Raw genomic sequence first — 25,053 nt, 5'->3', positions numbered from 1 at the left:
GCGGGCGCTCCGGCGTCGGCCAGTAGATCCACGCCATGCGTGGATGCCGTTGCGGGTTCCCTTCGCCATTGGCAATCCGCCTCGGGCACAATGCAGGCATGACGGAACGACTGCGCATTGCCGTGATCGGCTACGGCACCGCTGGCCAGGCATTGGCCATCCTGCTCACCCGTGATGGCCACGAGGTGGAGATCTTCGAACGCGTGCCCACGCCGGGCCCGGTAGGGGCCGGCTTCCTGCTGCAGCCCAGCGGCCTGCAGGTGCTGTGGCAGATGGGCCTGCTCGACGCCGTGCGTGCGCACGCCGCGCCGGTGCACCGCCTGTACGGCGATACGCCCTGCGAACGCGCGGTGATGGACATGGGCTATGCCGGTCTGGATGCACGCCTGCACGGGCTGGGCATGCAGCGCGGCGCGCTGTTCTCGTTGCTGGAAGATGCGCGCGAAGGCGCCGGCCACCTGCACGTGGGCACCGCCATCGAGGCGGTGGACAGCGCACAGGGGCGCGTACGCGATGCGCAGGGGCGCTGGCACGGCCCGTTCGACCTGGTGGTGGCCGCCGATGGTGCGGCATCCACCCTGCGCGGCAGCGTAGAAGGTGGCACCGCGCTGGACCGGGTGTACCCGTGGGGTGCGCTGTGGTGCCTGCTGCCAGCCGAAGACTGGCCGCACATGCAGGAGCTGCGGCAACGCTACGTGGCGGCGCGCAAGATGATCGGCCTGCTGCCGGTGGGCACCCGCCCCGGTGATGCCACGCCGCGCCTGAGCTTCTTCTGGAGCCTGCCGCGTGATGATTTCGAGCGCTGGCAGCAGGAAGGCATGGCGCCCTGGCTGCAGGAACTGCATGCCCTGTGGCCGCAGGCCAGCGCGCGCTTCGCGCACCTGGTCGATGCCGGCCAGCTGGCACGCGCGGTGTACCGCGATGCGGTGATGAAGCGCTGGCACCATGGCCGCCTGGTGCTGGCCGGTGATGCCGCACATTCGATGAGCCCGCAGCTGGGGCAGGGCGTGAACATGGCCCTGATCGATGCACTGGCGCTGCGCGATGCGCTGCGCAGCCACCGTGGCGAAGCGGCGCTGCAGGCCTACCAGGCACAGCGGCGTGCGCATGTGGCGGTGTACCAGCGCTGGAGCCGCTGGCTGACGCCGCTGTTCCAGTCCAATGGCGATCTATGGGCGCATGCGCGCGACGTCCTGCTTGGCCCGATGGGGCGCATGCCGGGCGGGCGCGGGCACATGCTGCGCGTGCTCAGCGGCACCCAGCACGGCTGGTTCGGCGCACTGCCGCTGGATCCGGGCTTCATTGCCGCGCTGGCCGAAGCGCCGCGTGCGGCCGCCAGCAGCAGTGCGATCAGCGCTGCCGTGAACGTGCCCGTCACCTGAACTAACGAACATCTCACCCCGGTTGTGCGAGAACAGCTGTGCACGCGCACGCCGCGTCGCCCGTTTTCCTTTCCGTGATCGAACACTCCGTGATCGAACTTCGCGCATGGCCCGGGCGGCCGCGCCGTCGCGGCCTGCTGCGGCCCGGATGCGCCGCACGTTCGAAGGAGGATGCCATGTTGTTCGCGGTCCACGAGCTGGAATCGGAAATCTGCAAACTGCGCGGTCTGCTGCAGATGCTGCACGAAGACCAGCCCGACGTGCTGGAGGATGTCTTTGAATTCCACGTGGGTAGCCTGATCAGCCACGCGGGCGCCGAACACCATGGCTACATCCGCACCTGTGCGCAGGAAATGCTGGCGGCGGTGCGTGCACTGCCGCGCCACGTCGGCAACAGCGAGCCCACGTTTCGATTGATGCCCGACATGCTGGCCCGCCCGGCCTAAGCCTGGCGGGGCGGTACCGGCACCAGGCTGCCTTCCACACAGGCAATGCGCTGTTCGTCGCGCGCGGGCTGTATCACGACGCCCGCGGTGAACGCGGAAAACGCGGGCAGCACGGTGATTCCCGGGCGCAGCCAGAATGCTGGAAAGCGCCGGCGCAGCGCCGGCAGGGCGATCTGCGGATGCAGGTGGCCGGCAATCACCCAGGCGCCGGCTTCGGGTTGTGGTTCGTGGCGCAGCACGATGTCCCCCAGTCGCACCTGATCGTGCAGCTGCACGCGCAGCGCCGCTGCGGCAAGCTGGCGGTCGTGGTTGCCACGGATCACATGCACGTCCAGGCCCGCTTGCTGTTCGCGCCAGGCCAGCCATTGCGCCAGCCACGCCGTGCGGTGCAGCGGGCCATGCAGCATATCGCCCAGGATCCACAGCTCGCGGCACGCGTGCTGCTGCACAAGCGCCTGCAGCCGTTGCAGGTCGCCCAGGGTGCCGCCGGCGGGCAAGGCGATGCCGGCGCGGCGGAACACATCGGCCTTGCCCAAGTGCAGGTCGGCAATCAGCAGGGCCTGCCGGGCCGGCCACAGCAATGCACGCGCGCCGAGCAGGCGCAGCGTCTGCCCGCCCAGCTGCGTGGCCAGCTCAGTGGTCATGGCGGCGTTCCAGCTGTTGCGCGGCGCGTTGCACGCGGGTACGCCAGTCTTCGTTGCTGAACTGGCCGCGCAGGCGCTCGGCCCACAGCGGAAAACCCAGCGGCGTGAGTGAGGCCGGATGCTGCAGCGACACCGCCTGACCGCCAATGCGTGCCAGCGCCTGCTGCAGCCCGGGCAGATCCAATGCGTCCTGCAGCACTTCCTGCTCGGCCAGGGCCAGCAGCATGTGCTCGGGGTCATGCTGGCGCAGCACGTCATGCAGCAGGCCCGCAGAGGCCTGCAACTGGCGCAGCGAGCGCGGCATGCCGCCGGGCAGGCTGGGCACCAGCAGTCCGGCCACGCGCGCGATGCCGCGGAACTGGCGGCGTGCCAGCTCGCCCAGGTTCACGGCCGCGCGCAGATCGTCCAGCAGCCCGTCGCGGGTGAACAACGCATGCCACGCCTGCGCATCCAGGGTGATCGGCTGTGCCGGTGCCAGCACCAGGCCATGATCGTTCACCGCATAGCCAATGCTGTTGCGCTGCAGCCGCGTGCAGCGCAGTGACAGCAGCGCGGCCAGTGCTTCATGCACGTGGCGCCCGGCGAACGGGTAGATGAACACGAACTGGCCCTCGCGGCGGCGCACGTCCTCCACCAGCAGCTGCGCCGGCGAGGGCCGCGCGGACACGCGTGCCTGCAGCGCCAGCAGCGGCGCCAGCCACGTTGATTCGGCACTGTCATCACTTCCGGAGAGCACTGCGAGCAAGGCTTGCCCCAGTGGCATCGACAAGGGCAGCTGGCCGCCCTGCCAGCGCGGCACGCTGCCGTCGCCGCGGCCACGTGCCACCCGCACATAGGCGGTCATGTCGCGCAGCTGCACCAGCTCCAGCAGGCGCCCGGCGAACTGGAAGCGGTCGCCCGGGCGCAGGCGCCCTGCGAACTGTTCTTCCACCGAACCCAGGCTGCCGCCGCGCAGGAACTGCACGCGCACGCTGCCATCGCTGCTGATGGTGCCGATCGACAAGCGGTGGCGCAGGGCCTGGCGGCGATCGGGCACCCGGTAGGTGCCGCTGTCATCGATCTGCACCTTGTGGAAATCCGGATACTGCGACAGCGCCCGGCCGCCCTGCACGATGAAGTCCAGCACGGCCTGCCACTGTGCATCGGTCAGATCGGCAAAGGCGTGGGTGCGCCGTACCTGGGCCAGCAGCACATCGGCCTGGAAGCCGCCGGCCAGCGCGCAGCTCACCGCGTGCTGGGCCAGCACGTCCAGCGACAGGACCCGTGGACGGCGTGCTTCCACCACGTTCTCGCGCAGCGCGTTGCGTGCCGCCGCGAATTCGGCCACTTCCAGCGCATGGCTGGGAATGCAGGTGATGCGGCCGCTGGCGCCGGGGCGATGGCGTGCGCGGCCGGCGCGCTGGCGCAGGCGCGCCACGCCCTTGGGGCTGCCCAGCTGCAGCACCTGGTCCACTTCCGGGAAATCCACGCCCAGGTCCAGGCTGGAGGTGGCCACCACGCAGCGCAGGCTGCCTGCACGCAGGCCGTCTTCCACCTGCTGGCGCAGGGTCGGGTCCAGCGAGCCGTGGTGCAGGGCCAGGCTGTCGGCGTCTTCCGGCCACACCGCGGCCAGCGCCTGGTGCCACAGTTCGGCCTGCGCGCGGGTGTTGGTGAACAGCAGGGTGCTGCGTGCGCCCTGGATCGCATGCAGGACCCGCGGCAACTGCACCAGGCCCAGGTAGCCGGCCCACGGAAACCGTTCGCCGGCCGGCGGCAGCAGTGTCTGCACCTGCACCGGTCGCTGCCGCGCGCCTTCCACGAGCGGCGCGTCGGGCTGGTCGGGCAGCAGCACCTGCCGCGCCTGCTGCAGGTTGCCCAGCGTGGCCGACAGCCCCCACAGCTGCAGGCCGGGGCTGGCATCGCGCAACCGTGCCAGGTTCAGCTGCAACAGCACGCCACGCTTGCTGCCCAGCAGTTCATGCCACTCATCCACCACCACGCAGCGCAGGTGCTGCATGCGCGGCAGCGTATCGGCATAGCTCAACAACAGCGCCAGCGATTCGGGCGTGGTCACCAGCACATCCACGCGCCCCTCGCGCGCCTGGCGCCGCTCGCGGTTGCTGGCATCGCCACTGCGCAGGCCGACCTTCCAGCCCAGACCCATGCCATCGATGACTGTCTGCAGTGCGCGTGCGGTATCGCTGGCCAGTGCCCGCAGCGGGGTGACCCACAGCACCTGCAGCGGACGCACCGCGCTGGCCCGCGCCGGCGCCGGTGGTGGATCGATCAAGGCCTGCAGCAACGGCCCGCCGAACATCGCCAGGGTCTTGCCGCTGCCGGTGGGCGTATGCAGCAGGCCCGATTCGCCCGCCAGGTAGTGCCGCCACATCGCGCGCTGGAACGGCAGTGGGCGCCAGCCGCGCGCGGCGAACCACGCCTGCAGGCGCTGCAGGGCCTGCGCACGGGTCATCGCGCCAGTGCCTGCAGGGTGTGCAGCTGGTCGGCCTCGCCGGCGGGCTTGTCGTGGCGCCAGCGCAGGATGCGCGGGAAGCGCACCGCGATGCCCGACTTGTGTCGGCTGCTGCGGTTCACCGCTTCGAATCCCAGCTCGAATACCTGCACGGCGTCGACGCTGCGCACCGGGCCGAAGCGCTCGCGGGTGTGCGCGCGGATCCAGCGGTCCAGCGCCAGGATCTCCTTGTCGTCCAGGCCCGAATAGGCCTTGGCCACCGGTACCAGCGCGTCACCGTCCCACACCCCGAAGGTGTAGTCGGTGTACAAGGTGCTGCGCCGCCCATGGCCGGCCTGCGCGTACAGCAGCACCGCATCGATGGTGAGCGGCTCGATCTTCCATTTCCACCAGTCGCCGCGACGGCGCCCGGCCTGGTAGACCGAATCGCGGCGCTTGATCATCAGCCCCTCCACGCCGCGTTCGCGGGCACCGTCACGCAGGCGCGCGGCATCGGCCCAGTCCTCGGCGAGCACCGGTGGCGAGAGCTGCAGGCGAGGATCGGCCAGTGCATCGAGCAGCTGCGCCAGCTGCGCGCGGCGTTCGTGCAGTGGCAGCTCGCGAAGATCCTGGCCATCACGTTCCAGCAGGTCGTAGGCCAGCACGCGCACCGGCGTGTTGCGCAGGGTGGCGGCACCGGGTTTGCGGCGCTGGATGCGGGTCTGCAGGGCAGTGAAGGCGCGCGGCAGGTCATCGGCGCTGTCCCAGGCCAGCAGCTCGCCGTCGATCACGCAGCCATCGGGCAGTCCGGCGGCGGCCTGTTCGATTTCGGGGAAGCGACCATCCAGCCGCTCTTCGCCGCGCGACCACAGGGCCACCTCGCCATTGCGGCGCAGCAGCTGCAGGCGGATGCCGTCCCACTTCCATTCCAGCAACCAGTCATCCAGCGCGCCCAGCCGCTCGGCCGGTGCGCCTTCCAGCGGCGAGGCCAGAAAGAACGGGTAGGGCTGCTGGCGGTCGGTCGGCAGCTCGTCTGGCGACAGCAGCTGCGCCAGCGCGGCGGGCGAGGGCACCCACTCCCCCAGCATGCGCTGGGCAATGCGGGCGATGTCCAACCCCGACCATTCGGCCAGCGCCTGCTGCACCAATCGCTGCGATACACCTACGCGCAGGGCGCCGGTCAGCAGCTTGTTGAACACCAGGCGTTCGGCGGCGGGCAGTTGCTGCCAGCCCTGCAGCACGGCGGCGTGGCGTACCGCCTCGTCCTGGTTGGCCACCGCCAGCAGATGCTGTTCGATCCAGTCGGCCAGGGCCCGCTCGGGGGCGCGCGTTGCCGGGTCATCCAGCAGCAGGGTCAGCGTTTCGGCCAGGTCGCCCACCTGCGCATAGCTGTCTTCCACCAGCCAGGCCGGAAGGGCGGCCGCCTCGGCGATCCAGCGGCGCAGCTCGCCGCTGGCGGCCACCTTGCGGCGCGCGCCGCCCACCTTGCCACCGCTCAGCAGGTACAGCGCCCAGGCGGCATCGCGTGGGCGCGCCGTGCGGAAGTAGTCGACCAGCGCCGCCCGCTTGTCCAGCGTCGCGGTGCTGCGGTCCAGGCGTTGGTAAAGCGCGGCGAAGGCCTTCATTCCTCGGCCCCGAAATCGGTGCGGAAGGCCTCGGCGGCCACGCCGCGCTCGCGCAGGAAGGGAATCAGCGCATCGGTGTTGCCGTGGGTGGCGATGATGCGACGCGCGCCGGTCTGTTCGATGGTCTGCAGCAGCGCCGGCCAGTCGGCGTGGTCGGAAATGACGAAGCCGCGGTCAACATTGCGCCGTCGCCGGTTGCCCCGCAGCTGCATCCAGCCCGACGCGAACGCCAACTGGTGACGGCCAAAGCGGCGCAGCCACGGCGTGCCCGCCGCCGACGGCGGGGCCAGGATCAGCTGCCCGGCCGCATCCGGGGTACGCCCCTGTTCGGCCACGGTCACCGTGTCCAGCATGTCCACCCCGGCCTGGCGGTAGACCGCCACGCCATTGGCGATGGCCCCGTGCAGCCACGCCGGCTGATCGTCCAGCGGCAGCAGCTCGGCCAGCACGCGCTGGGCCTTGCCAAGGGCATAGCACAGCAGCACCGCCGCTTCCCCGCGCGCGGCGCATTCGCGGCGCCAGGCCACGATGTCGGCGGCCACGTCGGCGGTGTGTGGCCAGCGGTAGATCGGCAGGGCGAAGGTGGCTTCGCTGATGAAGGTATCGCAGGGCACGACCTCGAACGCCGTGCAGGTGGGATCGTGCTGGCGCTTGTAATCGCCCGAGGCCACCCAGACCTGGCGCCCATCGTCGATGCGGACCTGGGTCGACCCCAGCACATGCCCCGCCGGGTGCAGTGATACCTGCACCCGGCCCAGCGCGAAGGCCGTTCCTTCGTCATGCGCGTGCAGCGGCACATCGCCCAAGCGCCAGCGCAGGATCGGCACGCTGCCGGTGCTGCAGTGGTACTCGCCCATGCCGGGGCGTGCGTGGTCACCATGGCCATGGGTGATGACCGCGCGCGGCACCGGGCGCCACGGGTCGATGTGGAAATCGCCGGCGGCGCAGTACAGGCCTTCTGGCCGCAATACCACCAGATCTTCGTTGTCGCTCATGTGGCCACTCTGGCGCGGCGCTCGTGCAGGCGGTGAGAACCGCGCTGAACGGGCGCTGGCCGGACGATGCGGCACAATCGAGGGGCTCCTTTTCCGCAACGGGAAGCAATGGATGAACGGACCGGGCTTCAGCAGCAACGTTCCCTACGAAACGCACGTGGTGCTGAACCAGCCACCACCGTTCGCCGGGCGGCAGTTATGTACCGACGATGTCGCGCTGGCCGAGGCAGTGCAGCGTGAGGGCGGCGGTGCCTTCGCGCCGCGCCTGGCGGTGTATGGCGCACTGGCCGGCGATGAGCTGTACCGCCTGGGGTTCGATGCCAACCGCGACCGGCCGCGCCTGCGCACGCACGATGCGCAGGGGCACCGCATCGATCTGGTGGAGTTCCATCCGGCGTACCACCAACTGATGGGCACGGCCAAGCAGCACGGCGTGGCGGGGCTGTCCTGGCACGAACCGCAACCGGGCGCACACGTGGCGCGCGCGGCGCTGAGCTACCTGCATCACCAGGCCGAAGCGGGCACCAGTTGCCCGCTCACCATGACCCACGCCGCGGTGGCGGTGCTGCGCTCGCAGCCGCACCTGGCCGAGTGGGCACGCAAGGCGGCCGCGCCTGTCTACGATTCGCGCGATGTGCCGGTGGCCGACAAGGCCGGCATCACGCTGGGCATGGGCATGACCGAAAAGCAGGGCGGCTCGGACGTGCGTGCCAACAGCACCCACGCCGAGCCGATCGACGGCGAGCGTTATCGCTTGTCGGGGCACAAGTGGTTCTTCTCCGCGCCGATGAGCGATGGCTTCCTGGTGCTGGCGCAGGCCCCCGGTGGGCTGACCTGCCTGCTGATGCCACGCCGCCTGGCCGATGGTGACCGCAATGCGTTCCGGCTGATGCGATTGAAGGACAAGCTGGGCGACTGGGCCAATGCGTCCAGCGAAGTGGAGTTCTGCGGTGCACAGGCCTGGCGCGTGGGCGAGGAAGGGCGCGGGGTGGCCACCATCATCGGCATGGTGATGATGACCCGGCTGGACTGCATGCTGGGCGCGGCGGCGGAAATGCGCATGGCCCTGGCCCAGGCGCTGCACCATGCACGGCACCGGCGCGCGTTCGGCAAACCGCTGGTGGACCATGCGCTGATGACCAACGTGCTGGCCGATCTGGCGCTGGAATCGGAGGCGGCCACGGTGCTGGCCATGCGCATCGCCCGCGCGGTGGATCGCGCCGCCATCGATCCGGCAGAAGCCGCGCTGGCGCGGGTGGGCACGGCGCTGGGCAAGTACTGGCTGTGCAAGCGCGCCCCGGCCTTCGTCAACGAGGCGCAGGAATGCCTGGGCGGCGCTGGCTACGTGGAAGAGTCGATGCTGCCGCGCCTGTACCGGCAGGCGCCGTTGAATTCGATCTGGGAAGGCAGTGGCAACATCCAGTGCCTGGACGTGCTGCGCGCGCTGGCGCGTGAGCCGGAAACAATGGCCGCCCTGCAACAGGAACTGCAGGCGGCGGCCGATGCCGACCTGCGCTACTCGCAGGCGCTGCAGCGCTGGGAAGAATCACCCGGGTTCGATGAGGGGCAGGCACGCGCCTTCTGCGAGCGCACGGCACTGCTGCTGCAGGCCGCGGTGCTGTTGCGGGCGGAAAGCCCCATGGCCGACGCCTTCATCCGCAGCCGCTTGCAGGGCGAGCATGGCCTGGCGCTGGGGACGTTGCCGCCGGGGCTGGAACTGGGCGAGATGCTGGCGCGCGCCCTGCCGTAACGTCGCCGGGCCAACAGGCCCGGCGACAGGGGAAACATCAGTGCTTGGCTTCTTCGTGGGCCGCGTTGGCCTTCGCGTCATCTGCGACATCGCGGGCCTTGTCGGCCACCTTCTGCGCGGCATCGGCGGTGGCATCGCTGGCGTGCGCGGCCGCATCGGTGGCCGCAGCCTTGGCCTGGTCGGCGGCGGTGGCGGTCGCATCGGCGGCCTTGTCCAGCGCCTGCTGGGTATCGGCGGCGGCCTGCTCGGAGGCCGCAGCAGTCTTGTCAGCGGCCTCGCGGGTGGCCGCGGCGGCCTGGTCCACTGCATCACGCGCGGCGGCGCCCGCGCTGTCGGCGGCCTGCGCGGCATCCTGGCGGGCCTGTTCGGCTTCCGGGCCCTTGCAGGCGGCCAGGGCCAGCACCAGCGAGGCGGCCAGCAGGGAAGTGGTCAGCGTGCGGATCTTCATGGCGGTCTCCGGTACAGCGATGGATGGGGACGCCAGCCTATTCAGGCCCCTGTGAAGGCCCGGTCGCGAGGCCAACAGCGGCATTCAGGCAAAGAAAAAGCCGCTGGCGAACCAGCGGCTTTTCCAGAACAGCGTGAAGAAAGAAGTTATTACTTCTTGGCTTCTTCAGCAGCGTCCTTGGCCTGCTCGGCGGTGGCTTCACCGGCCTTGGCAGCGTCGGCAGCAGCGCCGGCAGCAGCGTCGGTGGCAGCAGCGCCAGCCTGGGCAGCAGCGTCGGTCGAAGCGTCGGCAGCGGTGGCGGCGGTGTCAGCGGCCTGCTGGGCAGCGTCGGCGGTCTGGGCGCCGGCAGCGGCGGCCTGGTCGGCAGCAGCCTGGGCTTCGGTGGCGGCTTCGTTGGCCGAAGCAGCGGCGTCCTGGGCAGCTTCCTGCTTCGAGCAGGCGGCCAGGGCCAGGGCCAGGGACATAGCGACCAGCAGCTTGTTGATGCTCATTGTGTGAATCCTCGTCGTTAGATTAGGCAACGCGCAACTGCGCGCCGACAACATGATGACAAGCCAAGATTGGGTGTCAAGCGCTCCCGCATTCATTTTTGCGAAATCGCCGTTAATTCCTTTCAGATCAACTCGATGGCGATTGCCGTCGCTTCGCCGCCGCCGATGCACAGGGTAGCGATGCCGCGCTTGCCGCCGCGCGTGCGCAAGGCGTTGACCAGGGTGACCACCAGACGTGCGCCCGAGGCGCCGATCGGATGGCCCAGTGCGCAGGCGCCGCCATTCACGTTGAGCTTGTCGTGGCTGATGCCCAGTTCACGCATCGGCGCCATGGCCACCACGGCAAAGGCTTCGTTCACTTCGAACAGGTCGACCTGGTCCAGGGTCCAGCCGGTCTTCGCCAGCAGGGCGTGGATCGCGCCGATCGGCGCGGTGGTGAACCACTCCGGCTCCTGCGAATGGGTGGCGTGGCCGACGATGCGCGCCAGCGGGGTGATGCCGCGCGCGGCCGCATCGTCTTCGGCCAGCAGGACCACGGCAGCGGCGCCGTCGGAAATGCTGGAGGAACTGGCGGCGGTCACGCTGCCATCCTTCTTGAACGCCGGGCGCAGGGTCGGGATCTTGGCGATGTCCGAACGGCCGGGCTGCTCGTCGCTGGCGAACTCGACCTCACCCTTGCGGGTGGCCACCTTCACCGCGACGATTTCATCGGCGAATGCGCCATTGGCCTGCGCGGCCTGCGCACGGCGCACCGATTCGATGGAATAGGCGTCCTGTTCCTCGCGGGTGAACTGGTACTTGTCCACCGCGCATTCGGCGAATTCACCCATGGCCTTGCCGTCGTAGGCATTGACCAGGCCGTCGTGGGCCATGTGGTCCACCGCCTGGAAGTTGCCGAAGCGGTTGCCGGTGCGCGAGTTGGGCAGCATGTGCGGGGCGTTGGACATCGATTCCATGCCGCCGGCCACCACCACCTTGGCCGAACCGGCCTTGATCAGGTCGTGGCCCAGCATGATGGTCTTCATGCCCGAGCCGCAGACCTTGTTCAGGGTGGTCGCGCCGGCCGACAGCGGAATGCCGGCGGCGATGGCGGCCTGGCGGGCCGGGGCCTGGCCCAGGTTGGCCGACAGCACGCAGCCCATCAGGACTTCGGAAACGTCGCTGGCCGGTACCCCGGACTGCTCAAGGGCGGCGGCGATGGCGGCCGCGCCGAGGGTCGGGGTGGGCACGCCGTTGAACTGGCCCAGGAAGGAGCCAATGGCGGTGCGCTTGGCGGCGGCGATGACGATGTTGGACATGGCAATCTCGTTGATGCGTGAGCAATGTTCGGAAAGGAGACGGCGGGCGTTGGAAGCGGCGCCATTTCCCGGCAGACTGCGTGGGGGTCGACCCAGTATAGAGGGTCGGCGGTAGCTGCCGCTGGCAGCACTGGATGCCTGCAAGGGGTTGCGGCAGGCCAACGTTCATGGGAAGGAAACGATGGAACGTAAGACGATGGGCAGGTCGGTTCTGGCTTCGGCGCTGGTCGCCGCGCTGAGTGCATGTGGCGGTGGCGGTGGCGGCAGCAATGTGCGCATCGACCCGCCGCCCACTACGCCGCCGGTAACCCCGCCACCCACCACGCCCACGCCGGCCAAGCCCACCGAGCCGGCGGTGAACGCACATCTGGTGCAGACCAATGCCCTGGCCGCGCAGTCCGCTGGCCTGACCGGCAAGGGCGTGCGCATCGGCATCGTCGATTCCGGCGTGAAGCGCGACACGGCCGCGCTCAATGGCCGCGTGGTGGCCAACCTCAACTACGTCGATCCGGCGCGCAACAACCTGAATGTGGACGACGTGGTCGGCCACGGCACCGCGGTGGCCAGCCTGGCCGCCGGCGCAACCGTGGGCGTCTGGCCCGGCGGCATCGCGCCAGGGGCGCAGATCGTGTCGGCGCGAATCATTTCCGACACATCGCCCACCGATGACGGAAGTGGCCAGGGCAACTCCTTCAGCGGCCCGCTGGGCGTGGCCGGCATCCACCAGGACCTGATCAGCTACGGCGTGAAGATCATGAACAACTCCTGGGGCGGGTTGTACTGGACCGATCTGGCCACCACCGCGCAGGTGGCGGCCGAGTACCGCCCCTTCATCATGAGCAACGGCGGCCTGGTGGTGTTCGCCTCGGGCAACGAGGGCCGCGACCAGCCCAGCAGCGTGGCGGCACTGCCCAGCCAGCGCGGCGTGGGCGGTACGCTGCCGGCGGCCGATCTGGAAAAGGGCTGGCTGGTGGCCACCGCCATCGATCCGAACAAGCCCGGCGAACGCACCAGCTGGGCCAACGCCTGTGGCGATGCGGCGCGTTACTGCCTGACCGCACCGGGCAGCGCGGTGTTCCCCGAGCGCAACGGCAACGGCTACCAGTGGAATTACGGCACGTCGTTCGCCGCGCCGCTGGTATCAGGCGCGGCCGCGCTGGTCTGGGAACGCTTCCCGTACTTCGACAACGACCTGGTGCGGCAGACCCTGCTGGGCACGGCCACCGACATCGGCGCGCCAGGCGTGGACGCCATCTACGGCTACGGCCTGCTGAATGTCGGCAAGGCCGTGAACGGCCCGGCCCGCTTCGACTGGGGCAATACCACCGTCAACGTCTCGCAGCTGGGCCTGAATTCGGTCTGGAGCAACAACATCACCGGCAGCGGCGGCCTGGTCAAACAGGGCGAAGGTTCGCTGGGCCTTTCCGGTACCAACACCTACACCGGCGACACCCGCATCGAACGCGGCACGCTGGCGCTGCGCGACGGCGCGTCCATCACTTCCAACGTGGTGATCACCGCGCAGGCGTCCAGCCCCAACGCGGCGGCACTGCAGTTCATGACCGGCACCACCCGGGTCAAGGGCAACGTGGACAACGCGGCGATGGTGATCGTGCGCGATGCCAACAGCAGCGCCACCATCGAAGGCAACTACCTGCACCGCGACGGCGCGCGATTGATGATCTCGCTGGGTTCCAGTCCACTTGCCATCACCGGCAGGGCCACCCTGCAGGGCGGCGACGTGCACGTGTCCAGTGTCGTCAGCGGCTACGTGCCGGCTGCCGGCCGCACCCAGACCGTGCTGCAGGCCGGGCAGGGCGTCAGCGGCACGTTCAACGGGGTCAGCAACAGCCTCAACGCGGGCAGCCTGCTGGATGCATGGCTCAGCTATGGCAGCAACGACGTCACCCTGAACATCGACCGGGTCAACGTGGTCAGCGCGGCATCGGCGGCCGGCCTGGGCGCCAGTACCCAGGCCTCGGCCTCGCGCGTGGAACGCGCGTTCGAAGCACTCGACGATGGGACCGACGTCACCGGCGTGTTCGCCCAGGGCGCGGGCGTGCTGCAGGGCGTGCAGGGCAACCTGGCGCTGCAGCAGAGCCTGGACAGCCTGTCCGGCAAGGCGCATGCGCTGGCTACGGCGGCCACCTTCGACAGCATCGATCTGGGCCGCCGCGCGCTGTCCGCACGCTTCGGCCAGGTGCAGGGCGCACCGCGCCTGGCCGGTGCCTGGCAGAACGCGCTGGGCGAAGCCGGCCAGGGCAGCTTCTCGGCCAGCGGCGCCGACACCCATGGCTGGATGATGGGCCAGGACACCGCACTGGGCAGCAACGGCGTGCTGGGCTTTGCCTTCGGTGAAACGCGCAGCTTCGGCAACCGGGCCTGGGGCAGCGATCGCGGCCGCGACCGGCAGTCGCAGGCGCAGCTGTACGCCGGCTGGAATGCCGGCGGTGCCTATGCGCTGGGCCAGCTGGGTGCCGGCCAGTTCAACCGCGAGATCGATCGCCAGCTGCTGCTGGGTGCCGGCCAGTACGGGGTCAACGCCCGCTACGGTGGCAACTTCAGCACGGCCAGCGTGGAGGCCGGTTATCGCTTCGGCTGGGCTGGTGCTTCGCTGACCCCGTACCTGGGCGCCGACTACACCCGCGTGGACAGCGATCGCTTCAGCGAACAGGGTGGCCTGGGCTTCGGCCTGCGCAGCGCAGGCGATGCCAGCAGCCGCAGCCAGGCACTGGCCGGTGTGCGCGCCGAGCGCCAGTGGCGCAACTGGGCGCTGCGTGGCTACGCCGAATGGCAGCAGCAGTTGTCCAGCCAGGGCATGGATGCGCAGGCCAGCTTCGTCGGCATCGATGCCTGGGCGCCGATGGCCGGGTTGCAGCCGATGCGTTCCGGTGGCCTGCTGGGTCTGTCGGTGGAATCGTGGCTGAGCCGCAACAGCCGCCTCAGCTTCGGCTACGACCAGCGCTTCGGCCCGCGCGGCGAACTGAGCCAGGTCGCACTGCGCTACAGCGCCGCGTTCTGACGCGGTGTTGGGTGACCACGCCCGGCAGGCTGCCGGGCGTGGCCAGCGCCCATCAACCGCCGCGCAGGTTGCCCAGGCGCGGGGTGCTGCGGCCCAGCGGCATCTTCAGCTTGCCGATGGACTGGATGCGCGCTTCGGCAATGCGGTCGGCCGCGCGCTGCGGCGCGATGTTCTCGCGCTGCGACAGTTCGAAGATGCGCGTCAGGTTGTGGTAGATGCTGCGGATCAGGCGCATCGCCCGTTCGCGGTTGTAGCCGTCGATCTCCAGCGACACATTCATCACGCCGCCGGCGTTCACCGCGTAATCCGGTGCGTACAGGATGCCGCGGGCATGCAGCTCATCGCCGATGTCCAGGCTGGACAGCTGGTTGTTGGCGGTGCCGCAGATGATCTTCGCCTTGATGCGCGGCAGGGTGTCGGCATTGATCGCCCCTTCCAGCGCACACGGGGCGAACACGTCGGCGTTCACTTCGTGGATCTCATCGGGCTTGACCGCTTCGGCACCGAAATCGCTGACCGCACGATCCACCAGCGCGCTGTCCAGGTCGGTCACGTAGAGCTTGGCGCCGCGGTCACGCAGCAGCTTCACCAGTTCCATGCCGATGTGGCCCAGGCCCTGCACGGCAATGCTGGTCTTGCCCACTTCTTCGTGCCCGAACTTGAAGCGCAGTGCCGCCATCAGCGCCTGCAGCGCGCCATAGGCGGTGAACGGGGCCGGGTCGCCGGAACCGCCATGGACCTGGTGCACGCCGGTCACGAACTGGCTTTCCAGGTAGATGTTCTCCATGTCGTTCACATCGGTGCCGACATCTTCGGCGGTGATGTAGCGGCCGCCCAGGGAGTCGACGTAGCGGCCGAATGCACGGAACAGCACCTCGGTCTTGTCCACCTTCGGGTCGCCGATGATCACCGCCTTGCCGCCGCCCACGTTCAGGCCGGCCAGGGCGTTCTTGTAGGTCATGGTGCGGCTGAGCCGCAGCACGTCGTTCAAGGCCTCGTCGGTGCTGGCGTAGGGGCGCATGCGCACGCCGCCCAGGGCGGGGCCCAGGGTGGTGTTGTGAATGGCGATGATCGCCTTCAGGCCGGCATCCTGGCTGTGGCAGAACACCACCTGCTCATGACCGGTGGTGGCGAGGGTTTCGAATAGCATGGCGTCTCCGATGGCGCGATCAGCGGCGAACTGCAGCGAACTGCCAATGAACGGTAGGGTCCCAAAACAAAAAAAGCGACGTCGTCATGGCTGGGGGACGGGTCGCGCGGCGCCATTCTAGTCCATTCGCCCGGCCGATGCCGTGCACGGCCGGGGCGGCTGCATTAAAGAAGATGAAAGCGCGGCCGATGCTGCGACGACGGCAGGTCGCCGAATGTGAAGAAGGCGCGGGTGCAGGCAGTGGCAGCAGCAGTGCAACAACACGGCGGGCGCCGGTGAGGCCGGTCTGGTGGCAGGCCATGACGGCCTGGCTGGCGGGCAGGCGCGCGACCACACCGGTGCGCCGGGCCGAATCGCATGTCCGCCCGCCCGCCGGTCCCCTGCAGGGCGAGCCGCTGGCCGCCGGCGATGTCGCCGCGCACCTGCAGCGCAGCCTGCACGCGCTGGCGCTGTCCCCGCATCTGGTGGGCGAACCGGCGGGCGAGGGCAGCTCGCCGCTGGCCGAGGCGGTGGACCGCGCCCTGCAGGACCGCGACTGGGCCACCCGGCAGCTGCCGCGCCGCCCGCAACTGCTGCCGCAGCTGATCCAGACCGTCAACGACGATGCCGCGTCGGCGCGGGTGATGGCCGCCATCATCGGCCAGGACCCGGTGCTGACCGGCAACCTGCTGCGCATTGCCAACAGCCCGGCCTACAAGGTGCACGAGCGGCCGGTGGAAAGCCTGCAGCGCGCGGTCACCCTGGTCGGTACCGAAGGGGTGCGGCAGATCATCAGCGCCGTGCTGGTACAGCCGGTCATGCAGGTGCAGTGCGATGTCTTCCCGCAGTTCAGCACCATCATCTGGGAACACGCGCTGCTGGCCTCGCGCGCCGCGGCCGACCACGCCCGCACCGTCACCTTCGGCGATGCGTTCGCCGCGCAGTGGCTGGGGCTGGTGCAGGGGCTGGGCGCGGCGCTGGTGATGCGGCAGGTGCTGCAGGAAGCGCAGGGCCGCAGCAGCACGGTGGATGCGGCGCTGGCACTGGACCTGCTGCAGCGCTGGTCCTTGCCGCTGGCGCAACGCGTGGCCGCCGCCTGGGACCTGCCCGAACCGGTGCACCAGGCGCTGGCCGCCGACGCGCAGGGGCCGCTGGCCGACAGCCTGCGCCTGGGCAGCGCGGCGGCCGCGGCCAGCCTGCTGTGCCGTCATGGCCATGGCAGCCAGGTACGCATGCAGGCGTTGCTGGAACAGCTGCCTTCGGCACCGCCGCACGCGCTGCGCTGGATCTGGCGACGGCTGCACGGGCGCGCGGTGGAAACGCTGGATGAAGCCGGCGCCGAGGGCGGTGAGGCGCCCGTGCCGTAAGCGCTACAGCTGCGATTCCAGCGGCAGCCAGCTGATCACCCGCGCGGTCCAGCGCTTGCCCAGCGAACTGCCGGGCTCGCGCCCTACCCAGTGCGGCGGCGGCTGCCGTTCCAGCCAGCGCAGCTCGTTGCCGGCGCCCAGTGCCAGCCACCAGCTGTGCTGCGGGTCGGCCAGCCGCAGGTACTCCTGGCGTAGGCGCGCGCCCAACACGGGATCGTCGAACAGCACGCCCATTTCCGTGTTGAGGTAGGCCGAGCGCGGGTCGAGATTGAACGAGCCCACGAAGCCGCGGCGGTCGTCGACGACGAAGGCCTTGGTATGCAGGCTGGCGCCACTGCTGCCGAACAGGCTGCTGTCGCCCGGTTCGCCGTGTGCCTTCAGTTCGTACAGCTGCACGCCGGCCTGCAGCAGCGGCACCCGGTAGCCCATGTAGCCGCCGTGCACCGCGGCCACATCGTTGGCGGCCAGCGAGTTGGTCACCACGCCCACCTGCACATCGCGTGCTGCCATGGCCGACAGACCCTGCAGGCCTTCGGCACCGGGCACGAAGTAGGGCGAGACCAGCAGTGCGCTGTGCTGTGCGCTCTGCAACTGTGCGGCCAGCGCGGTCACCAGCCAACCCTCGCGTGCATCGTCGCGGTGCTTCATTGGCGGATCGGACAGGATGCGCACCCGGGCGCTCCAGTGCAGGGGCTCGGGGCCGGGCTGGCGCAGCGCACGCGAGCTGGCCACGCGCTGCAGGTAGGGGCGGCTGCTGTCATGCAGCGCATCGCGGTCGGACTGCTGCAGCAGCACGCGCAGCTGCGCCTGGCTGTAGTGCGCCAGCGCGCTGATCGTAACGGCGGCGTCGCTGTTCCAGTACGCATCGAAGATGGCGCTGGCCTGCTGCACGGCGGGGCCGGCCACGACCAGGTCCAGGTCCTGGAAGTTCACATCGTCGCGCGCGCTGAAGTATTCCTCGCCGATGTTGCGGCCGCCGACGATTGCCACGCGGCCATCGGCGATCCAGCTCTTGTTGTGCATGCGGTGGTTCACGCTGAAGGCGCGTTGCACCAGTTCCAGCGTACGGGCGATGCCGCTGCGGTTGCGGAGCGGATTGTACAGGCGGATCTCGATGTTCGGGTGCGCATCGAGCGCCAGCATCAGCGCGTCCTTGTCCTTGGCGTTCATGTCATCCAGCAGCAGGCGCACGCGAACACCGCGCACGGCGGCGTCGTGCAGCGCCTTGGCCATCAGGTGGCCCACCCGGTCGTCGTGCCAGATGTAGTACTGCAGGTCCAGGCTGCGGCCGGCCTGTTCGGTGATGACGGCGCGCGCGGCGAAGGCATCCAGTCCATCGCTGAGGAAGGCCACGCCGGATTGGTCGGGGTGGGCGGCCAGCAGCGGCGCCAGCTGGCGATCGATCGCGGTCTGCGCCGGCTGCAGTGGCAGCATCTGCGATGCGGGCCCGCGCGCGCTGGGGGTGAGATGGTCGGCCAGCAGCAGGCCCGACAACACCAGCAGCACCAGCGCAGCAATGATGATGGCGACGATACGCAGCAGTCTCATGCCACCATGCTAGTGGATCCACGCCCTGCGTGGATGGCGTTCTGGGCACGGTCACGCCATGCGTGGATGGCGCCTTGTGGGGTCAGAGCCCTTGTCTGCGGCAAGGGATCCGACCCCGTGGCGAGGTCAGAACCGCTCGTCGCTGCCCAGGTAGCGCCACTGCCCCGGCACCAGCGGCCCCAGCGCCACGCGGCCGATGCGCAGCCGGCGCACCGCCGTCACCTGCAGCCCGGCAGCGGTCACCGCCATGCGCAGGCCTTTGGCGGTCAGGCCCTTGCCGGCAAAGCGCAGGCGTTGCTCGCTCTGCCAGCTGACCTTGGGCCCGCCGGCTTCCTGCTGCAGGCGCGCCAGCAGCCACGGGCCACGTTCGGGGCCGCCTTCGGCCACATCCACCAGGTATTCCTGCTCGGTGCGGCCCAGGTTGCGCTGCAGGTGGGCCAGCGTGGCCGGGTCTTGGCTGACCACTACCAGGCCGCTGTCGGCGGCCGGCAGTGCGGCGGCCAGTTGCAGGCCGTGGAAGTGGCGCTGCAGGGCGCGGGTGCCGCTGGCATCCAGTTCGCTGCGCGTCGCGCTGCTGACCAGTGCGCACAATGCCTCGGCGGCCATGCCCGCCGGCTTGTGCAGCAGCATGCTGACCCGTTCGGCCTTTTCATCGCTGGCCTGCTCGGCCACCACGATCACCGCGTCCTCATCCACCGGGCGCTGCGGCTGTTCCACCACTTCGCCGTTCACGGTCACCCAGCCACCTTCCACATAGCGCCGCGCTTCCCCGCGCGGGATGCCGAGCAGGGCGGACAGGCGTTTGTCGAGGCGGATCGGTTCCATGGCGGGCAGGTCGGTCAGGGGGCGCGCAGTGTAGCTGCTGCGGCCGGTCAGCGCTGGCTGCGGTTGGCCAGCTCGGTCAGGTACAGGCGGGTGTCGAACTCCAGCTGCAGGTAATCCGGCTCCATGTGCTGGCACAGCTGGTAGAAGGCCTTGTTGTGGTCGGCTTCCTTCAGGTGCGCCAGCTCATGCACCACGATCATGCGCAGGAACGCGGCCGGGGCCTGGCGGAACACCGTGGCGATGCGGATCTCGCGACTGGCCTTGAGGCGACCGCCGTGCACGCGGGAGATGGCGGTATGCGTGCCCAGCGCGTGTTTGATCACTTCCAGGGTGTTGTCGTAGCAGACCTTGTTGAGCGGCACCGACTTGCGCAGGTAGCGGTCCTTCAGTTCCTGGGTGTAGTCGTACAACTGGCGGTCGCTGCGCACCTCGTGCGGATCGGGGTAGCGCTGCTGCAACCAGGGGCCGAGCTTGCCCTGGGCCAGCAGTTCGCTGACCTGGGCCACCAGGGGCTCGGGATAACCGGTGAGGTACTTCAGGACAGCCATGCAGGGGCGGCGGGGCGTCGGTAGAATGGGGCTTCCAAGATTACACGCGGTACCGACCGACCATGGCAAAGCCAAACGCGCTGCAGGAACAATTGCTCAAGGCCGGCCTGGCCAAGAAGTCGCAGGCCAGTGCTGCAGCGCGTGAACAGGCCAAGGCGCGGCAGGGCAAGGCGGAATCGGCCTCGGCCGAGGTGCAGCGCGAAGCTGAACGCGCGCGCGCCGAGAAGGTCGAACGCGACCGCGCCCTGGCGGCCGAGCGCAATGCCCAGGCCCGCCAGGCTGAACAAAAGGCGCAGGCCAAGCAGATCATCACGGCCCACGCGGTGCCGCACAAGGGTGATGACGAGTACCGCTTCAGCGATGGCGCGGCGATCCGCACGCTGCTGATCGACCCCAAGCTGCGCAAGGCGCTGTCGGTGGGCGTGCTGGTCATCGTCGCCCACGGCGAGGGCTACGCCCTGCTACCGCGTGCGGCCGCCGAGAAGGTGCGCGAGCGTGCCCCCGAGGCGATCATCGTCGACCACGGCCAGCCGGGCTCGACCGCCGAGATTTCCACCGGCAACGCCGAGGACGACGCCTACTACGCCCAGTTCCAGGTGCCGGACGACCTGGTCTGGTAAGGCGCGGCTGAACCGGCCGCCAGCACGCCGGGCAGGGCCCGGTGCTGCCGATTGCAGTTACGGGTACGGTCCCCATATCAGGGATATACCTGACAGTTGCGGAGGTGAGTGATGGCCACCGGTTGGGCGGGCGACGGCGCGGTCCAGGACCAGATCGACGCCACCGTTGACGATGCCATTGCCCGTGCGCGGCGCCAGCTGCGCCAGGGGCCGGGTCTGGAACACTGTGAAGAATGCGACGCGCCGATTCCGCTGGCGCGGCGCCAGGCCGTGCCCGGTGTTCGCCTGTGCGTGGCGTGCCAGCAGGCGCTGGACGACGAAGAACAGGCACACGCCGGTTACAACCGCCGCGGCAGCAAGGACAGCCAGTTGCGGTGAGGGGGCTTTTGCAGGGCTGCGCCCTGCACCTGCTCAACGTCAACGTCAAAAGCAAAAGCGGCATTCCGTGGGATGGCGGGGCGGTGTCGGATCGCGGGGACGCCGCAAGTACGTCCTTGTAGGCTTGGCAGCCGCATCCATGCGGCTGACACCCCGCAATCCGACACCGCCCCACCTCTGACAGGTTCCCGCGATCGGCGGGGGGATCCACGCCATGCGTGGATGGATCTCTGTGGGAATCGAAAATTTCGGATTGAATTCGAAACGCATCCACGCATGGCGTGGCTCTACTGGGCATCGTGGCGTGCGCGGCTGTAGGTAGGTGTCGACCTTGGTCGACACATCTGTCAGATATCGAATGAATTCATCCGTGTCGACCAAGGTCGACACCCACCAGAGCAGAACGCCGTTGCGGCAGATCGCGGGAAACTGTCGAAGGCGGGATGGGTCCGGTTGCGGGGGTGTCCGCGGCATGGATGCTGCGGCCAAGCTTACATGGACGTACTTGCAGCGTCCCCCGCAACCGGACCCACCCCGCCAACCCACGGATAGCCCGCTTTTGACGTTGCCGTTGCCGTTGCTCTTAGCAGGTGCAGGGCTGCAAGCCCTGCAGGGAAAACCCCCTCAGCCGTCGCCCTGGATGCCGCCGGGGGCCTGCGACGGGTCGCGCCAGCGGCGCACCGTGCGCTGGAAGAACAGGTTGTTCGGCAGCTGCAGCACCGTGCCCTGGTGGCCATCGCCGGTTTCCTGCAGCGTGGTGTAGATCAGGTTCACGTCGATCACCCGACCCTTCAGCCCCGGCTTCTCGCCGTTCTCCAGGACTTCGATGTAGTCGTGCAGGCGGAACGGGCGCGTGGTGAAGATCAGCAGCGTGCAGAAGATGTTGGACAGCACGCTCCAGGCCGCGAAGAAGGCCACGGCACCCACCGCCGCAAAACCGGTGAACGCGGTCCACAGCACCGAAGGCGATGCGCCCAGCAGGCTGAGGATGTACAGCAGGGCACTGAAATAGACCACGAAGCTGCTGATCCGCCGCGCGCCCATCGCCATTTCCTGCGGCAGGGTGTAGTGCTCGGAAAAGCGCCGGATCAGACGCCGCGCCAGCAATCGCAGCAACCAGGCCGCCAGCAGCGTGGCCAGGATCTGCAGGCCGACGCCGATGTCGTGCAGCCACGGGTGGGTCCAGGCCGGCAGGTGATCCTTCAGTGACAACATCATGGGGCGACAACAGGTAGCGGGGAACAACGCCTGATGTTACCCGGCGCGCGATGGCGTTTCGACTGCCGGGGGCCACTGCAGGCAGACCAGCGCCTGGCCATGCCGCTGCAGGCATGCGCCGTGGGTCTCGCCGTGCCATTGCAGCGACAGGCCCAGGCCCTGCTGCGCCACGCAGATCACGATGGCCAGCAGCGCTGCACAGTGGGTGGCGGACATGGGGTCTCCGGGCCTGCGGCCACGCGGGGGATGCAGGCATGGATGCAGCGGCGGCCGAAAAGGTTGCATGCCGAAGCGGCCGCGAGCCGTCTAAACCTTTTGCTGGGCCGCTGCATCCAAGCGCTATGCTCGACACCACCATGCCACCGCCACCTGCCGCCGCTGATGCGCCCGATGAGCCCGCGTTGATACGGGCGGCTGCGGCCGGCGACACCGTGGCCTATGAGTGCCTGTACCGCAGCCATGCGCCGCGCCTGTTCGCCGTGCTGTGGCGGCTGTGCGGGGGGCAGCAGGCGCGGGCCGAAGACGCGTTGCAGGAAGCCTTCCTGCAGGCGTGGAAGGCATTGCCGGGTTTCCGCTTTGAAAGCAGCCTGGCCACCTGGCTGCACCGGCTGGGGGTGAACGCCGCGCTGATGGAACTGCGCGTGCGCGCTGGCGGGCAGGATCACCACAGCCTGGACGACATGGAAGGCGGCCTGCAGGAGCTGGCCGTGCATGACCGCTGCGCCGGCACCGAGCGTGATCTGGAGCGGGCGTTGGCAACACTGCCACCGCGGGCCCGTGCGGTATTGGTGCTGCACGATATCGAAGGCTGGAAACACCATGAAATCGCCGAACAACTGCAGATGGCCGTCGGCAGTTCCAAGGCACAGTTGCATCGCGCGCGCGGCCTGCTGCGTGCGCGGCTGGGAGACATGACATGACCACACCCGACCCCGATCACGACCTGCTGGCGCGGCTGCGCGACCTGCCGCAGCAGCGCACCCCGCCTGCCGATGGCTGGGCACGGCTGTCGGCACGGTTGCCGCCACGCGAGCCGGTGCAGGCGACCACCTCGCCGGCCGTCCTAGTGGCGCTGCCACGCCGCCCGCTGCGTCGCGCCTGGCTGCCGCTGGGCGCGGCGCTGGCCGCAGGCCTGGCGCTGTTCGCGGTGGCCCCGTGGCGGCATGACGCCGTGCAGGCGCCGGCACCCGGCGGGCTGCAGCTGCAGGCCAATGCCATGGCCGCGCAGTACCAGCAGGCGGTGGCGTCGTTGCCGGCAGCGCGTGCGCCGGAATGGCAGCCGGCGCTGCAGGAACTGGACCGCAGCGTGGTGCAGATCCGCGCCGCCATGGCACAGGACCCGCGCGCTGCACATCTATTGGCACAACTGCGGCGCACCTACGCGCTGCGGCTGGAACTGACCCGGCAGGCGGCACAGGCCGCGGCCGGACTGACAACCTGAGGAGATTCCCGATGCGAGCCTTGCTTCCCCTGTCTGCTGCGCTGCTGCTGTTGCCAACGTTGGCGCTGGCCGACACCCGCGTGGACGAACGCCACGCCCTGGCCAGTGGTGGCCGTATTGAACTGAGCAACGTGGCCGGCAAGGTCACGGTGCGCGGCTGGGACCGCAACGATGTGCAGCTGACCGGCAGCCTCAGCGACGGCCTGCAGCTGCGCCAGGAAAAAAGCGCCAACCGCGTGCGCTGGGAAGTGGAATACCCACGGCGCAGCAACAACGGCGGCGCCACCCTGGTGTTGAATGTTCCGCGCTCGTCCGAGCTGCTGCTCAGCACGGTCAGTGCCGACCAGGACATCAGTGGCATCGATGTGCGCAGGCTGCAGGCCGACACGGTGAGCGGCAACCTGAGTGCGGCAGGGCGCAGTGCTGACAGCAAGCTCAATTCGGTCAGCGGGAATGTGACTGCACGGCTGCAGACGCCGCGCCTGGACGTGAACACGGTCAGCGGGCAGATCCAGGCCGGTGGCGGCGTGGCCGGCGACATCGGCGCGCAGACCGTGTCGGGCCGCGTTGGGGTGGATGCCGGCCGCATCCAGCGCCTGGCCGTCGAAACGGTGTCCGGCGGCATCGACCTGTCGGCGTCTGCCCTGGCGCCGGGCGGGCGTATCAGCGTGGAATCGGTAAGTGCGTCGGTCAGCCTGCGGCTGCCGCGTACGGTGTCGGCACAGCTGTCAGTGAACAGCTTCAGCGGCGCGATCAACAGCGATGCGGGCAGCGTGGAACGCCCGCGCTACGGCCCGGGCAGCCGTCTGGACACCCGCTTGGGCAGTGGTGATGGAGATATCCGCGTGCAGTCGCACTCGGGCAGCGTGCAGGTCCGTCTGGACCGTTGAGCCGGCCCGGCAGGCCGCGGCGGCAGCGCCGCCGCGGTCAGGGTGGGTCAGCTGGCTTTCTTCAGCGCCCAGGTGGTGCCCAGTACTTCGATCTTGCCACCGCTCTTGCGGAACGCGGCCAGATCGGACGCAATCGAATCGCTGCTGACCGTGGTGCTGGCGGCCGCGCCCTTGCGTTCGCTGCGGATGCTGTTGGTAGCCTTCGCGGGGGTCTTTGCCTTGCGGGGCATGGTTGCTCCTGTCAGGTGGAAGGGGAGGAAAGCGCCCAGGCATCGGCCTGGCGCAGGTAGTCCTGCCGCTCGCGGCGGCAGTCATCGCCGCCCATCGCAAACTGGCGGCAGATCGCCGGGCGCTGCGAATAGATCGTGCAGCGCAGGTGATAGGGATCGATCGCCGCGCACCAGCCTTCATCATTGCGCGCCATCACGGCACGGCCGTGCCTGTCGCGCGAGGTATACTGGCGGGGCACCTCGTCGCCAGCCTGCAGCAGCACGGGCAATCGGCAGCAGACCGCATCACAACGGCGGCAGTCGATGGGTGCAGGTGCTTCTTCAGGTTGT

At 69.3% G+C, this 25,053-nt stretch carries 25 protein-coding genes; 10 read left to right on the top strand and 15 right to left on the bottom strand.

What is annotated here, in order from left to right:
* Nucleotides 1–98 precede the first annotated feature (98 nt).
* A complete protein-coding gene (locus C1933_RS14345; RefSeq protein WP_108753795.1) occupies nucleotides 99–1,382 on the top strand; it encodes an NAD(P)/FAD-dependent oxidoreductase in 1,284 nt (427 codons plus the stop codon).
* A gap of 176 nt (nucleotides 1,383–1,558) precedes the next feature.
* Nucleotides 1,559–1,828 (top strand): hypothetical protein, encoded by a 270-nt coding sequence (locus C1933_RS14340; RefSeq protein WP_108753794.1) that lies wholly within the window; start codon nucleotides 1,559–1,561, stop codon nucleotides 1,826–1,828.
* On the opposite strand, the gene pdeM is transcribed toward C1933_RS14340, so the two are convergent.
* Genes pdeM through C1933_RS14320 form a run of 4 tightly spaced genes read right to left on the bottom strand, consistent with a single transcriptional unit; the run spans nucleotide 1,825 to nucleotide 7,520 of the window.
* Nucleotides 1,825–2,472, bottom strand: coding sequence for a ligase-associated DNA damage response endonuclease PdeM (gene pdeM / locus C1933_RS14335; RefSeq protein WP_108753793.1), 648 nt, complete (start codon nucleotides 2,470–2,472; stop codon nucleotides 1,825–1,827). The two genes, C1933_RS14340 and pdeM, sit on opposite strands and share 4 nt — an antisense overlap.
* The gene (locus C1933_RS14330) at nucleotides 2,462–4,921 is read right to left on the bottom strand and encodes a ligase-associated DNA damage response DEXH box helicase (RefSeq protein ID WP_108753792.1); all 2,460 of its coding nucleotides are present in this window, start codon (nucleotides 4,919–4,921) and stop codon (nucleotides 2,462–2,464) included. Before C1933_RS14330 ends, pdeM begins: the two co-directional genes overlap by 11 nt.
* On the bottom strand, nucleotides 4,918–6,525 hold the full coding sequence (locus C1933_RS14325; protein WP_108753791.1) for an ATP-dependent DNA ligase: 1,608 nt from the start codon (nucleotides 6,523–6,525) through the stop codon (nucleotides 4,918–4,920). The genes C1933_RS14330 and C1933_RS14325 overlap by 4 nt, the downstream gene beginning before the upstream one ends.
* Nucleotides 6,522–7,520 carry a ligase-associated DNA damage response exonuclease gene (locus C1933_RS14320; RefSeq protein WP_108753790.1) on the bottom strand — a complete coding sequence of 333 codons (999 nt, stop codon included), beginning with the start codon at nucleotides 7,518–7,520 and terminating at the stop codon, nucleotides 6,522–6,524. Before C1933_RS14320 ends, C1933_RS14325 begins: the two co-directional genes overlap by 4 nt.
* Nucleotides 7,521–7,632: 112 nt before the next feature.
* On the opposite strand from C1933_RS14320, the gene C1933_RS14315 reads away from it, so the two are divergent.
* Complete coding sequence (locus C1933_RS14315; RefSeq protein ID WP_108753789.1) at nucleotides 7,633–9,270, top strand: acyl-CoA dehydrogenase family protein; 1,638 nt, start codon at nucleotides 7,633–7,635, stop codon at nucleotides 9,268–9,270.
* A gap of 37 nt (nucleotides 9,271–9,307) precedes the next feature.
* Here the strand turns inward: C1933_RS14315 and C1933_RS14310 are convergent, their stop codons facing one another.
* From C1933_RS14310 to C1933_RS14300, 3 genes are all read right to left on the bottom strand, one after another.
* Nucleotides 9,308–9,718 carry a hypothetical protein gene (locus C1933_RS14310; protein WP_108750690.1) on the bottom strand — a complete coding sequence of 137 codons (411 nt, stop codon included), beginning with the start codon at nucleotides 9,716–9,718 and terminating at the stop codon, nucleotides 9,308–9,310.
* Nucleotides 9,719–9,867: 149 nt separating this feature from the next.
* The gene (locus C1933_RS14305) at nucleotides 9,868–10,209 is read right to left on the bottom strand and encodes a hypothetical protein (protein WP_108750689.1); all 342 of its coding nucleotides are present in this window, start codon (nucleotides 10,207–10,209) and stop codon (nucleotides 9,868–9,870) included.
* Between the two features lie 122 nt (nucleotides 10,210–10,331).
* Complete coding sequence (locus C1933_RS14300) at nucleotides 10,332–11,507, bottom strand: acetyl-CoA C-acyltransferase (RefSeq protein ID WP_108753788.1); 1,176 nt, start codon at nucleotides 11,505–11,507, stop codon at nucleotides 10,332–10,334.
* A gap of 181 nt (nucleotides 11,508–11,688) precedes the next feature.
* Here C1933_RS14300 and C1933_RS14295 point away from each other — a divergent pair, with 181 nt between their 5' ends.
* Nucleotides 11,689–14,529, top strand: coding sequence for an autotransporter serine protease (locus C1933_RS14295; protein WP_108753787.1), 2,841 nt, complete (start codon nucleotides 11,689–11,691; stop codon nucleotides 14,527–14,529).
* A 52-nt stretch (nucleotides 14,530–14,581) separates the two neighbouring features.
* Here C1933_RS14295 and C1933_RS14290 read toward each other — a convergent pair whose 3' ends face one another.
* Entirely contained in the window at nucleotides 14,582–15,679 is a 1,098-nt protein-coding gene (locus C1933_RS14290) for a Glu/Leu/Phe/Val dehydrogenase dimerization domain-containing protein (RefSeq protein WP_108753786.1), read from the bottom strand.
* A gap of 275 nt (nucleotides 15,680–15,954) precedes the next feature.
* Here C1933_RS14290 and C1933_RS14285 point away from each other — a divergent pair, with 275 nt between their 5' ends.
* Nucleotides 15,955–17,025, top strand: coding sequence for an HDOD domain-containing protein (locus tag C1933_RS14285; RefSeq protein WP_108753785.1), 1,071 nt, complete (start codon nucleotides 15,955–15,957; stop codon nucleotides 17,023–17,025).
* 3 nt (nucleotides 17,026–17,028) lie between these two features.
* On the opposite strand, the gene C1933_RS14280 is transcribed toward C1933_RS14285, so the two are convergent.
* The 3 genes from C1933_RS14280 to C1933_RS14270 form a co-directional block, all read right to left on the bottom strand.
* Nucleotides 17,029–18,573, bottom strand: coding sequence for a phospholipase D family protein (locus C1933_RS14280; RefSeq protein WP_108753784.1), 1,545 nt, complete (start codon nucleotides 18,571–18,573; stop codon nucleotides 17,029–17,031).
* A gap of 126 nt (nucleotides 18,574–18,699) precedes the next feature.
* Nucleotides 18,700–19,398, bottom strand: a complete 699-nt coding sequence (locus C1933_RS14275) for an RNA pseudouridine synthase (RefSeq protein WP_108753783.1) — start codon at nucleotides 19,396–19,398, stop codon at nucleotides 18,700–18,702.
* Nucleotides 19,399–19,445: 47 nt separating this feature from the next.
* On the bottom strand, nucleotides 19,446–19,946 hold the full coding sequence (locus C1933_RS14270; protein ID WP_108753782.1) for a M48 family metallopeptidase: 501 nt from the start codon (nucleotides 19,944–19,946) through the stop codon (nucleotides 19,446–19,448).
* A 62-nt stretch (nucleotides 19,947–20,008) separates the two neighbouring features.
* On the opposite strand from C1933_RS14270, the gene C1933_RS14265 reads away from it, so the two are divergent.
* Nucleotides 20,009–20,566, top strand: coding sequence for a DUF2058 domain-containing protein (locus C1933_RS14265; RefSeq protein ID WP_108750681.1), 558 nt, complete (start codon nucleotides 20,009–20,011; stop codon nucleotides 20,564–20,566).
* Between the two features lie 111 nt (nucleotides 20,567–20,677).
* A complete protein-coding gene (locus C1933_RS14260; protein WP_108750680.1) occupies nucleotides 20,678–20,944 on the top strand; it encodes a DksA/TraR family C4-type zinc finger protein in 267 nt (88 codons plus the stop codon).
* A gap of 624 nt (nucleotides 20,945–21,568) precedes the next feature.
* Here C1933_RS14260 and C1933_RS14250 read toward each other — a convergent pair.
* Nucleotides 21,569–22,162, bottom strand: coding sequence for a mechanosensitive ion channel family protein (locus tag C1933_RS14250; protein WP_108753780.1), 594 nt, complete (start codon nucleotides 22,160–22,162; stop codon nucleotides 21,569–21,571).
* Between the two features lie 36 nt (nucleotides 22,163–22,198).
* A complete protein-coding gene (locus tag C1933_RS14245; RefSeq protein WP_108753779.1) occupies nucleotides 22,199–22,378 on the bottom strand; it encodes a hypothetical protein in 180 nt (59 codons plus the stop codon).
* A 125-nt stretch (nucleotides 22,379–22,503) separates the two neighbouring features.
* On the opposite strand from C1933_RS14245, the gene C1933_RS14240 reads away from it, so the two are divergent.
* Genes C1933_RS14240 through C1933_RS14230 form a run of 3 tightly spaced genes read left to right on the top strand, consistent with a single transcriptional unit; the run spans nucleotide 22,504 to nucleotide 24,493 of the window.
* Nucleotides 22,504–23,082: a sigma-70 family RNA polymerase sigma factor gene (locus C1933_RS14240; RefSeq protein ID WP_108753778.1), complete on the top strand. Its 579-nt coding sequence runs from the start codon at nucleotides 22,504–22,506 to the stop codon at nucleotides 23,080–23,082.
* The gene (locus C1933_RS14235) at nucleotides 23,079–23,603 is read left to right on the top strand and encodes a hypothetical protein (protein ID WP_108753777.1); all 525 of its coding nucleotides are present in this window, start codon (nucleotides 23,079–23,081) and stop codon (nucleotides 23,601–23,603) included. Before C1933_RS14240 ends, C1933_RS14235 begins: the two co-directional genes overlap by 4 nt.
* A gap of 11 nt (nucleotides 23,604–23,614) precedes the next feature.
* On the top strand, nucleotides 23,615–24,493 hold the full coding sequence (locus tag C1933_RS14230) for a DUF4097 family beta strand repeat-containing protein (RefSeq protein WP_108753776.1): 879 nt from the start codon (nucleotides 23,615–23,617) through the stop codon (nucleotides 24,491–24,493).
* Nucleotides 24,494–24,540: 47 nt separating this feature from the next.
* On the opposite strand, the gene C1933_RS14225 is transcribed toward C1933_RS14230, so the two are convergent.
* A complete protein-coding gene (locus C1933_RS14225; protein ID WP_079222716.1) occupies nucleotides 24,541–24,723 on the bottom strand; it encodes a hypothetical protein in 183 nt (60 codons plus the stop codon).
* An 11-nt stretch (nucleotides 24,724–24,734) separates the two neighbouring features.
* Complete coding sequence (locus tag C1933_RS14220; protein WP_108751629.1) at nucleotides 24,735–25,028, bottom strand: YkgJ family cysteine cluster protein; 294 nt, start codon at nucleotides 25,026–25,028, stop codon at nucleotides 24,735–24,737.
* Nucleotides 25,029–25,053: the final 25 nt, after the last annotated feature.

Source organism: Stenotrophomonas sp. ZAC14D2_NAIMI4_6 (assembly GCF_003086875.1).
In the GTDB taxonomy this organism is placed as follows: domain Bacteria; phylum Pseudomonadota; class Gammaproteobacteria; order Xanthomonadales; family Xanthomonadaceae; genus Stenotrophomonas.
This window is presented reverse-complemented; position numbering and strand designations above follow the sequence as displayed.